We start from the raw sequence: 10,571 nt of genomic DNA, 5'->3' as shown, positions 1-10,571 counted from the left end.
GTGCTGCAGGTGGGGCCGGTGCCGCAGGTGGGGCCGGTACAGCGGACGCAGCGGCTGCGGCTTCCGCCGGAGCCTCGGCGTCCTCGTTCTCCACGCTTTCGGCAGGCACGCCGCCGATCGGCTTCTTGCAGCTCGTGAGCCAGACGTCGAACACCGGATGCTCGACGGCGTGAAGCCCCGGGCTCTCGGCAAACATCCAGCCAGTAAAAATACGCTGCTGCTCGCCGGTTAGTTTCACCTCGTCCACCTCGACGAAGGAGGCCGTTTCGGGCTTCTCGGTGAGTGTGCGCGAATTACAGATCCGCGGGGTTACCTTCAGGGCGCCGAACTCGACCGTCTGATTGATCGGAATCTCCAGATGCTGGATCCGGCCGGTCACCTTGTCCAAAGCGGCGAAGCCGGCGACTTCGTTCTGAAGGGGTTCGGCGCGAACAGTTGTTGCAGGGAGAGCCAGCGCGCAGGTTGCAAGCGCGGCAAAAACGGCGCGCTCGGCCAATTGCCGTCCCGTATGAATCCGCTCACCTTGCATCTAGTCGCTCACCTCCGGCCTCCAGAATCGCACCGAACACATCACCTTAGCCTGACTAGTCGGCGAAAGCTGTTCCCGTATCACCCAACGCGTGAGCGATCATTAAGGCAACGATGTGACATAGATGCCTCAGCTTTCCTAGGCGTTTATTCACTTGGACTGCGCTCGGCACTGAAGCGAAGCCGGATGTGATTTACCGTCCAGCGACCTTCGGTATCGCACAGCGAGGGCTTCAACAGTTCGAGCACGTCCGCCAAGACGTCGCTCCGCTCCGGCTCCTCGAACCAGTCGAAGAAGAAGCGGCAGAACGTTCGGAGCCAGCCTTCCATCTCCGCCTTGAGTGGCGTTGACCGCGGCACGACCGCCATCTCCCGGACGGCGAAGCCATGGTCCGACAGAAGCGCTCCATACTCCTCCATGGTCGGGAAGTACCAGCGCACCGCCTGCTCCGGATCGCCGCCGCGCGCCTTCACAACGGCCCGGAGGGCCGTGGCGATCGCCGCAACATTGCCGTGACAGCCGAATTCGCCAATGAACCGACCGCCGGGCCGGAGTGCGCGCGCAACGCCCTCGATCACGAGGTCCGGTGCCTGCATCCAGTGCAGCGCCGCATTCGAAAACACGGCGTCGAATTCTTTGACATAGTCGAGGGCGTGGGCGTCGACTATGTTCACCGACAGCCCCTTCATACGTGCGACGGCCAGGAGTTCCTCGCTGGTGTCGACCCCAAGAACGTCGGCCCCGGCAGCCTCGATTTCCGCCGTCAGCGTTCCGTCGCCGCAACCAAGGTCCAAAATCCGCTCGCCGGGCTTGGGCGCGAGAAGCGCGAAGATGGGGCCCGCCATGTCCTGGATGAACCGGCCGTTCTTTGCAAAATCCGAGGCAGACCACCGCTGCAGCACGCGGGGGGCCGTGCGAGGCGCCCTACAAGACTCGATAGGGTCGGTGATGGGTCCGTGCATTATTTGGCTTGCGCGGAGTCCGGGGACCAGGGTTCGTAATCCAGCGGCTGCTCCTGAACGCGCGGCCGCATCACGGAGCCTGGCGGCCTGTAGGCTTCATAGGTCCCGGTCAGATTGGGCCGATGCGCCTCTTCCCACGGCCGCGGCTTGTAATCCTCATCGCTCGGCAACTCGTCGGTGATGAAATGAATCCAGGCGTGCCAGGCGGGTGGGATTTGCGAGGCCTCGGACAGATCCTTGTAGATCACCCAGCGGCGCATGCCATTCCGCTCCCGGTAGTAGACGTTGCCGAGACCGTCTTCGCCGACGCGTTCGCCCTTACGCCATGTGTAGAGGCGCGTTCCCAGCGTGTCGCCGTGCCACCAGGTAAACATGTCACTAAGGAATCCCATGAACAGTCTTCACCGTTGGATGTCTGCGTCTCAGCTGCGAATTTGTGCAGTGCGCTATAGCTGACTATGGCCCGCCCACAGGTTCCCTGTCCAGCGGCCGGATCGCCGCGCGGACACGGCGAAAACGTACTGTTTAGATACCACAACCGTTGCCGGGGCCCAGATGTCGTGTCCTCGTCAACACCTTATGCACTGATACGGGAGGCGTCCGACGAGTCGATGCTGGCCAGCGCCCGAGGTCTTAAATAACTGATTTTCAGCGCTTTTCCACGTCGGCGCTTGCGGTTTGTCCACCGGCTTTCCACATACTGTTCATACCCCTACCCACAGGGTTTAGTATATTTCAACCTCTCAACATCAAGATATTGATTGCCCGGTGTTGAGGGCAAGTTCGAATCGGACCAGTCTGAAAGTTCGCACAGAACGCGGGATTTGGGGCCGAAACTCTCGGAAGGGGCATGAGCTAAGATGCGGATTCAAAGACGTTTTACGGAAAAGGGACGGTCTCCATACGAAGGTATTCAGTTTCGCGAGGGCGCCAGCGAGATCAAGAACCCGGACGGATCGATCGTCTTTGCTCTGGAGAGGTTCTCGGTCCCAGCTCATTGGAGTCAGGTCGCAGCAGATATCCTGGCTCAGAAATATTTCCGCAAGGCGGGCATCGCCGCCAAGCTCAAGCGCGTCGAAGAGAACGCGGTCCCCTCATGGCTCTGGCGCTCCGTCCCCGACACGGGCAGGATGGACGCGTTGCCAGAAACCGAAAAGTTCGGCAGCGAAACCGACGCGCGGCAAGTCTTTGACCGCCTAGCGGGTACCTGGACCTACTGGGGCTGGAAGGGCGGCTATTTCTCGTCCGAAGACGACGCGGCGGCTTTCTTCGACGAGATGCGCTTCATGCTGGCCAAGCAGATGGGCGCCCCCAATAGCCCACAATGGTTCAACACGGGACTGCACTGGGCCTACGGCATCGATGGCCCGAGCCAGGGCCACTATTACGTGGACTTCGAGACCGGCGCTCTGAAGGCCTCCGAGTCCGCCTATGAACATCCCCAGCCCCATGCCTGTTTCATCCAGTCGATCGACGACGATCTGGTCAACGAGAACGGCATCATGGATCTGTGGGTGCGCGAGGCGCGCCTGTTCAAGTACGGCTCGGGCACCGGCACAAATTTCTCGCGGCTGCGCGGCGAAAACGAACCCCTTTCGGGCGGCGGAAAGTCCTCTGGACTGATGAGCTTCCTGAAGATCGGCGACCGGGCGGCCGGCGCGATCAAATCTGGCGGCACCACCCGCCGCGCGGCCAAGATGGTCGTGGTGGACATCGACCATCCGGACATCGAGCCCTACATCAATTGGAAGGTCATCGAAGAGCAGAAGGTAGCGGCGCTCGTCACGGGCTCCAAAGTCCTTTCGGACCGGCTGAACGCGGTCCTGCGGGCCTGCGTCAACTGCGACAGCGACAATGACGGTTGCTTCGACCCGAAGCAGAATCCGGCTCTGAAGCGCGAGGTCAAGGCAGCCCGCAAGGCGAGGGTACCGGACAGCATGATCCGGCGGATCATCCAATTCGCGCGCCAGGGCTACACCTCGATCGAATTTCCGATCTACGACACGGATTGGGACTCGGAGGCCTATCGCACGGTCGCCGGACAGAACTCGAACAACTCCGTGCGCGTCACGGACGAATTCTTGCAAGCCGTCGAGGAAGACGGCGATTGGAACTTGATCTTCCGCAAGACAGGTGGCGTGGCAGAGACGCTCAAAGCGCGCGCCCTATGGGACCAGGTGGGCTACGCCGCATGGTCGTGCGCAGATCCAGGCATCCAGTTTCATACGACGATCAACGACTGGCACACCTGCCCCGCTGGCGGCAACATCAACGCCTCTAACCCGTGCTCGGAGTACATGTTCCTCGACGATACGGCCTGCAACCTCGCCTCGCTCAATCTGATGGCGTTCCAGGCTGGGGACGGCAGCTTCGAAGTCGACAGCTACGAGCACGCAATCCGGCTGTGGACGGTCGTCCTCGAGATCGCCGTGACGATGGCGCAGTTCCCCTCGCGCCAAATTGCGCAGCTCTCTTATGAGTACCGGACGCTGGGGTTGGGCTACGCCAATATTGGCGGGCTCCTGATGGCCTCCGGCATTCCTTACGACAGTGACGAAGGCCGGGCGCTGGGTGGTGCGCTGACCGCGATCATGACAGGCGTCTCCTACGCCACGAGCGCGGAAATGGCGCGCGAGCTCGGGGCCTTTCCCGGCTTCGATGCAAACCGCGAAAACATGCTGCGGGTTGTTCGCAACCATGCGCGCGCCTCACGGGGAGAGCAGTACGGCTATGAGGAGCTGTCGACCCCGCCGGTTCCGCTCCACCATGCCGCCTGCCCCGACCCGCGCCTCCTCACCCATGCAATGCGGGCCTGGGATCAGGCGCTAGAGCTTGGACGCCAGTACGGCTATCGCAACGCCCAGGCCACGGTCATCGCGCCAACAGGCACGATTGGCCTTGTAATGGACTGCGACACGACCGGCATCGAACCGGACTTCGCCCTGGTGAAGTACAAGAAGCTGGCCGGCGGCGGCTATTTCAAGATCATCAACCGCATAGTGCCGCAGGCGCTCGAAGCGCTTGGCTATAAGGAAGCCGAGATCGAGCAGATTATCGACTATGCGGTGGGTCGTGGCTCACTCGAAGGGGCGCCGGGTGTGAATCTCGAGGCCCTGGCAGCAAAAGGCTTCACGCCCGATAAGCTCGACATCGTCGAAAAGGCGGTCGAGTCGGCCTTCGATATCAAGTTCGTCTTCAACAAATGGACGCTTGGCGAAGACTTCTGCACGGAGAAGCTGGGCCTTGCCGCAGAACGGCTCGATCAGCCCGATTTCGACCTCCTGGCAGAGATCGGCTTCGCCAAGGCCGATATCGATGCGGCGAACGAATATGCCTGCGGTGCGATGACTCTCGAAGAGGCGCCGGGCCTCGACCCCGCGCATCTGCCGGTGTTCGACTGTGCCTCGCCTTGCGGGCGCAATGGCACGCGCTTCCTGTCCGTGGAGAGCCATATCCGAATGATGGCGGCGGCGCAGCCCTTCATCTCCGGCGCGATCTCCAAGACCATCAATATGCCGAACGACGCCTCCGTGGAGGACTGCAAGGCGGCCTATCTCCTGTCCTGGCGTCTGGCCCTGAAGGCCAACGCGCTCTATCGCGACGGCTCCAAACTGTCTCAGCCGCTCAATGCACAGCTCCTGGCCGATGATGAAGACGAACAGGACGACGTGCTGACAGCCATCGCTTCCGATCAGCCCGCGGTCCAGCGCGCGGCCGTCGTGACCGAGCGGATCGTCGAACGGGTGATCGAACGGGTGAGCTCATCGGCGGACCGCGAGCGCCTACCAGACCGGCGCAAGGGCTATACGCAAAAGGCAGTGGTGGGCGGCCACAAGGTTTATCTGCGGACCGGCGAATACGACGATGGCCGTTTGGGCGAAATCTTCATCGACATGCATAAGGAAGGCGCCGCCTTTCGGTCGCTGATGAACAATTTCGCCATAGCGGTATCAGTTGGCCTGCAATATGGCGTGCCGCTCGACGAATTCGTCGATGCATTCACCTTCACGCGCTTCGAACCAGCAGGTCCGGTGCGTGGGAACGAGGCCATCAAGAACGCCACGTCCATTCTCGACTATCTATTCCGGGAACTGGCGGTGTCCTATCTCGGCCGTTTCGAACTCGCTCATGTCGATCCCAACGAAATCGGGAACACCACCGTCGGATCGGGCGATGCGAGCCGTGCAGAGTCGCGCCCCGAAATGCTCGTGTCTCCCGGCTTCACCCGGGGTCGGCTCGGCGAACGCCCTGCTTCCGGCAAAGGCGACGCGCTATCGGCAACTGCGCAGGTGCAAGCCGTTAGCGAGAACATGGACAAGGCGTCTCTGACTCAAACAACAAGTCTGACGTCCGCATCGCTCGAAACAACGTCTTCCGAAACGGCAGAACATGTTGCCCTTGCCGTCGAGGCCTTGGCCCAACGCGGTGCATCGGCGCTCGTCGCCGAGGCGCGCGTTAAAGGTTATGAAGGGGAAGCATGTGGAGAATGCGGGAACTTTACCCTTGTTCGAAACGGGACGTGCCTCAAATGCGATACGTGCGGATCGACGAGCGGGTGTAGTTAGGGTGTAGTTTTAGAGTCATCCGATTAGCCAGCCAATCGATAGGAAGGGATCTAGAAATGGCAGTAACGAAAAAGAAGACCACCACGAAAAAGAAGGCGACGGCAAAAAGGAAAACCGCCGCCAAGAAAAAGACCGTCGCCAAGAAGAGGGTAACTGCGAGGAAATCGGCCGCCCGGCGGAAGACAACCAGAAAGACGGCTGCGGCGAAGAAGCGGACCGCGGTAAGAAAGACCGCCGCGAAGAAGAAGGCCGTCGCCAAGAAAAAGACCGTTCGCAAAAAAGTAGCCGCGAAAAAGCGGGTCGCGAAGAAGAAAACCGTCGCAAAAAAGCGGGTGGTCAAGAAAAAGACTGTCGCAAAAAAGCGGGTTGCAAAGAAGAAAACCGCAGCAAAAAAGAGGGCCAAAAAGAGAGCCTAGCTTTTCGCGACAGCATCGCAAAAAGGCGTGAGGACACCGCTCCTTGCGCCTTTTTATTGCGTCAAATTAGGCACTTACTAGCGGCGCACTCGGAGTCGTAGAATGAGTGCCAGCGCGCTCCGCCCTTGATGCAGGGCCTGACTCAGGGCTTGACGTGGGACTTAGCGCGCGACTTGGCGCCCACTCCGCGACGCCCCAATCGGGTGGCTCCTCAGGACCAAGTGACCTTGCCCCGCTAGCGCGCCCATTCATCCGCACACCGATGGCTTTTACCTGAACAAGAGCCCTGAATCGCCCTCCCTCCACCCACCATGACGCCGCTAACCGTGATTGGCGTAATCGTCGCAGTAGGATCACGTCTTGAATGCATGTTCCACAGTGCACGCACTATATGTTCATGCAGCTTGCGATTTATCGAGCGCTCGGAATGAGAACAAACGCGCGCTTGAGCGGTGATGCACGCCGCCAAACCGACCCAAGAGCGTCCCGCTATGGCAGCACATGTGCGAATCGCATGGTCTCGTCTGTCAGAAATCGGCTCGAACACAGCTTGCGAGAGCCTCACGGTGAAAATATTTCCACAGCTTTAAGACCGGGCAAAATCGCGCCCTTGGTGACTCGAATCGTGCCTCGTCGGTCAGTGCGTTAAGACTCTTCGACTTGGCTCGCCGTAAAGCCGTGCTCGGCAATGAGACGCCAAAGCGCATCGAGGGCTTCGTCGAGCCTGTCGTCGTCAACGGAGCGAAGGACAAGATAGGTCCCGTAGCGCCGATGTTCGAAGAACGGATAGGACCCCATCTGTACATCGGCATAGGCCGTCTGCAGCGCGGCAAGCGGTGTGGCTACTTCGCTTTCAGGCGCGCTCACCCGTACGGCGCGAGCTTGAAGGGGTCGCCCCTTGGCAAGACGCGGCATGACCTCGTCCAGCATCACCTGCATCACGCCGGGAATGCCGGCCATCACGATCACATTCTCGATCATGTAGCCGGGCGCGCGCGAAACGGCATTATGGATCAGCGCCGCGCCTTCCGGAATGCGGGCCATTCTCAGCCGCGTGGGTGTAAGGTCCTCCGGTCGGTATTGCAGGCGCATCGCCGCGACCGCCTCTTCGTTGATAGCGACAGGCACATCGAAGGCTCGGCCGATCGCATCGGTGGTGACATCGTCATGGGTGGGACCGATCCCACCCGTCGTGAGTACATAGGCGTAACGCTGCCGCAGTGCGTTCACCGCGTCCGCGATCTCGGCCTCGATATCGGCCACGACCCGCACCTCGCGTAACGAGATGCCAGCGTTAGCAAGATGCGCCGAGATATAGGGCGTGTTCGCATCCTTGGTGCGGCCCGAAAGAATCTCCTCCCCGATCACGACAAGCGCGGCGGTGACGGGCTGCTCTGTTGGCGTCTCATGGCTCATCGATTTGTTCCTCCGGCTGCTGAAGGTGCGGCCACTTCCGCCTCACTTCGTAGCCGGATCGGCCAAATCCTTGCGGCGTTGTGATCGCGTCTTTAGGTTTCTCTGATGCTCATGCGGTTTTCTGCGCCTCTTGTCGAGGGCCGGCTGATCCGGCGGTACAAACGCTTTCTGTCCGATGTCGAACTCCACACGGGTGAGATGGTTACGGCGCATTGCGCCAATCCAGGGTCGATGCTGGGGCTCGCGACCCCGGGCTCGCGCGTCTGGCTATCGCGTTCGGACAATCCAAAACGGAAGCTGGCCTTCTCTTGGGAGTTGATCGAGGTAGACCTTGGCCGAGGGGCCACGCTGGTGGGCATCAACACGTCGAGCCCCAATGGTGCGGTCGCCTCGGCTATCCAAAACGACCTCATTCCCGAACTCACAGGCTATGCATCCTTGCGCCGTGAGGTGCGCTATGGCGGCAATAGCCGGATCGACATCCTGCTCGAGGACGAGGCCCGCCCGCCCTGCTATGTGGAGATCAAGAACGTCCATTTGATGCGCGAAGCGGGGCTTGCCGAGTTCCCGGATTCGGTGACGGTGCGGGGCGCAAAACACCTAGCTGCGCTGTCTCAGATGGCGGCAGCCGGCGCCCGGGCGATCATGGTCTATTTCGTTCAGCGCGGCGATGCGGACGCCTTCGCGCTGGCCGAAGATATCGACCCGGCCTATGCGGCGGCCTTCCGCGCGGCGGCCGCATCCGGGGTCGAGGCCCTGGCGCTGGTCTCAAGCCTGTCTCTGGGGGGGCTCAGCCCACCCCGTCCGATCCCCCTGATCCCGCCGGTGTGACTGCGTCGTCTTGAACTCAAGGCGATTTCGCACTAGTTGTATCGGAAACCCCTCCTATAATCCTGAGCAATGTCCAATCTCGAAGTAGCCTGCGCCCAGACGCGCGACAGCAGACTCAAGCTCCACGGTCCGGACGCATTCGCTGGCATGGCGAAGGCAGGCCGGCTTGTAGCCGAAGCCCTCGACATGCTCGTCTCCCACATGGAGCCCGGCATCACCACCGAGGCGCTCGACGACCTGCTGTTCGATTTCGCCATGTCCCATGACGCGATTCCGGCGCCGTTGAACTATCGGGGCTTCCCGAAATCGATCTGCACGTCCTTGAACCACGTGGTGTGCCACGGAATTCCGGGCCCGCGCGCGTTGCGTGAAGGCGATGTCCTGAATATCGACGTCACGCTCATCGTCGATGGCTGGCATGGCGACTCCAGCCGCATGTATCCGGTCGGTAAAATTTCCCGCGCCGCCGAGCGCCTGCTCAACGTGACGCACAAGGCCCTCATGCTGGGCGTCGAAGCGGTGAAGCCGGGCGCGACAACCGGCGATATCGGCCATGCGATCCAGGCTTATGCGGAGGCGGAGCGCTGCGGCGTGGTGCGCGATTTCTGTGGCCACGGTTTGGGGCGCGTTTTTCACGACCGGCCGAACATTCTTCACTATGGCGAGCCGGGCGAAGGGCTGCCGTTGAAAGCTGGCATGCTCTTCACGATCGAACCGATGATAAATCTCGGCAAGCCCCACGTGAAGATCCTTTCCGATGGCTGGACAGCCGTGACGCGCGACCGTTCGCTATCCGCTCAATACGAGCATACAGTCGGTGTGACGGAGACGGGATGCGAGATCTTCACTCTGTCGCCGACGGGACTTGATCGGCCGCTCACGCGTAGCTGAGCGTGAACCGCTCCAGGAGTCGACGAACCGGGACTCGACGCCATGAGCCCTAAAGAAAAAATGGGCTCGGCCGATAATGGCTTCGAGGGAGCCGCAAGCCGCATTATCTCAGCCGCCGCGAACGCTTGCGAAAGCGTTTCCGCGAGGGTAGCGGAGAGTCCCTCCCCGACTATGAACTCCTCAAACTCGTGCTGTTCCGAGCCATGCCGCGCCGGGACACGAAACTCTTGGCCAAGGCCATTTTGACCCGGTTCGGGTCCTTCGCCGAAGCAATGATCGCAACTGCCGTAGCGTTATGTGAGCTGGACTTGTCCGTAGCGCACTTCAAGGGGCTATCACTGCACATTGTATTTAAGCTGATTCCAATGCTTTACGATTTTGGGCGTGCGGCACACGCGGAGATCTTGCAAAGAGTAGCCGAGGTCGTGGAATCCGGCAGACCAAAGCCGGTGCTGGACGAGAGGCGATACACGCTAGGCGAGGCTGGACAAGCATATGCGCGCCTGGAAAGCAGGAAGGCTATTGGCAAGGTGATAGTTGAAGTCTAGGGATGGCACAATGGCACCCTGGAAGGAGACCGCCAGCCCAACGGAGCGGTTCGAACGTCGGCACTTCGCGTATTGAATTCGGTAACAGCACTTGCATGAAAACGTTTTCATCTCTCGCTCTTTCCTTATGCATGTCGGCCTGGTTCAGTGGGACAGTTGCAGCTAATGGCATCAAGACGACCGTCGAGGTAGCTTCGGTTTCCGACGTCAAATGGACACCTCTAAACCCACTACGGGGAGATAAGGGCCCCAAGGCAGCTACTCTCTGGGGCGATCGTGCTGGCGCGGGCCCCACTGGCTTTCTCGTCAAGTTTGTCGATGGCTTCTCCTCTCCACCACATATTCACAATGTCACCTACCGCGGCGTGGTCATTACCGGCCTCGTTCACAATGACGACCCTGATGCCGCAAAG

At 60.7% G+C, this 10,571-nt stretch carries 10 protein-coding genes; 6 read left to right on the top strand and 4 right to left on the bottom strand.

Translation table 11 applies throughout. The features are described from left to right. From WBQ77_RS02525 to WBQ77_RS02515, 3 genes are all read right to left on the bottom strand, one after another. Positions 1-529 (bottom strand): DUF2155 domain-containing protein (locus WBQ77_RS02525; RefSeq protein WP_424058779.1); only part of this gene is annotated, 529 nt, incomplete at its 3' end. A gap of 146 nt (positions 530-675) precedes the next feature. Then, positions 676-1,431, bottom strand: coding sequence for a class I SAM-dependent methyltransferase (locus WBQ77_RS02520; protein WP_424058777.1), 756 nt, complete (start codon positions 1,429-1,431; stop codon positions 676-678). A 59-nt stretch (positions 1,432-1,490) separates the two neighbouring features. Further along, the gene (locus tag WBQ77_RS02515; protein WP_424042308.1) at positions 1,491-1,883 is read right to left on the bottom strand and encodes an NADH:ubiquinone oxidoreductase subunit NDUFA12; all 393 of its coding nucleotides are present in this window, start codon (positions 1,881-1,883) and stop codon (positions 1,491-1,493) included. A gap of 468 nt (positions 1,884-2,351) precedes the next feature. Here WBQ77_RS02515 and WBQ77_RS02510 point away from each other — a divergent pair, with 468 nt between their 5' ends. Continuing rightward, the gene (locus tag WBQ77_RS02510) at positions 2,352-6,056 is read left to right on the top strand and encodes a vitamin B12-dependent ribonucleotide reductase (protein ID WP_424058775.1); all 3,705 of its coding nucleotides are present in this window, start codon (positions 2,352-2,354) and stop codon (positions 6,054-6,056) included. Between the two features lie 56 nt (positions 6,057-6,112). Further along, on the top strand, positions 6,113-6,472 hold the full coding sequence (locus WBQ77_RS02505; RefSeq protein ID WP_424058773.1) for a hypothetical protein: 360 nt from the start codon (positions 6,113-6,115) through the stop codon (positions 6,470-6,472). Between the two features lie 645 nt (positions 6,473-7,117). Here WBQ77_RS02505 and WBQ77_RS02500 read toward each other — a convergent pair. Then, positions 7,118-7,888 (bottom strand): competence/damage-inducible protein A, encoded by a 771-nt coding sequence (locus WBQ77_RS02500; RefSeq protein ID WP_424041606.1) that lies wholly within the window; start codon positions 7,886-7,888, stop codon positions 7,118-7,120. A gap of 111 nt (positions 7,889-7,999) precedes the next feature. Here WBQ77_RS02500 and sfsA point away from each other — a divergent pair, with 111 nt between their 5' ends. The 4 genes from sfsA to WBQ77_RS02480 form a co-directional block, all read left to right on the top strand. Next, positions 8,000-8,719: a DNA/RNA nuclease SfsA gene (gene sfsA, locus WBQ77_RS02495; protein ID WP_424041605.1), complete on the top strand. Its 720-nt coding sequence runs from the start codon at positions 8,000-8,002 to the stop codon at positions 8,717-8,719. A 69-nt stretch (positions 8,720-8,788) separates the two neighbouring features. Then, positions 8,789-9,610, top strand: a complete 822-nt coding sequence (map, locus tag WBQ77_RS02490; protein ID WP_424041603.1) for a type I methionyl aminopeptidase — start codon at positions 8,789-8,791, stop codon at positions 9,608-9,610. Positions 9,611-9,735: 125 nt separating this feature from the next. After that, on the top strand, positions 9,736-10,158 hold the full coding sequence (locus tag WBQ77_RS02485; protein ID WP_424041602.1) for a zinc-binding dehydrogenase: 423 nt from the start codon (positions 9,736-9,738) through the stop codon (positions 10,156-10,158). 95 nt (positions 10,159-10,253) lie between these two features. Next, the coding region (locus WBQ77_RS02480; RefSeq protein WP_424058771.1) for a DUF4437 domain-containing protein at positions 10,254-10,571 on the top strand (318 nt) is incomplete at its 3' end.

The organism is Methyloceanibacter sp. (genome assembly GCF_049590335.1).
GTDB lineage: Bacteria > Pseudomonadota > Alphaproteobacteria > Rhizobiales > Methyloligellaceae > Methyloceanibacter.
The sequence above is the reverse complement of the archived record's forward strand: the minus strand, read 5'-3'. Positions and strand labels throughout refer to the sequence as shown.

Excerpts from the sequence above, each read along its gene's own strand:
- WBQ77_RS02515 (WP_424042308.1), bottom strand. The coding sequence starts at position 1,883 with ATGGGATTCCTTAGTGACATGTTTACCTGGTGGCACGGCGACACGCTG.
- WBQ77_RS02510 (WP_424058775.1), top strand. The coding sequence starts at position 2,352 with ATGCGGATTCAAAGACGTTTTACGGAAAAGGGACGGTCTCCATACGAA.
- WBQ77_RS02505 (WP_424058773.1), top strand. The coding sequence starts at position 6,113 with ATGGCAGTAACGAAAAAGAAGACCACCACGAAAAAGAAGGCGACGGCA.
- WBQ77_RS02500 (WP_424041606.1), bottom strand. The coding sequence starts at position 7,888 with ATGAGCCATGAGACGCCAACAGAGCAGCCCGTCACCGCCGCGCTTGTC.
- sfsA (WP_424041605.1), top strand. The coding sequence starts at position 8,000 with ATGCGGTTTTCTGCGCCTCTTGTCGAGGGCCGGCTGATCCGGCGGTAC.
- map (WP_424041603.1), top strand. The coding sequence starts at position 8,789 with ATGTCCAATCTCGAAGTAGCCTGCGCCCAGACGCGCGACAGCAGACTC.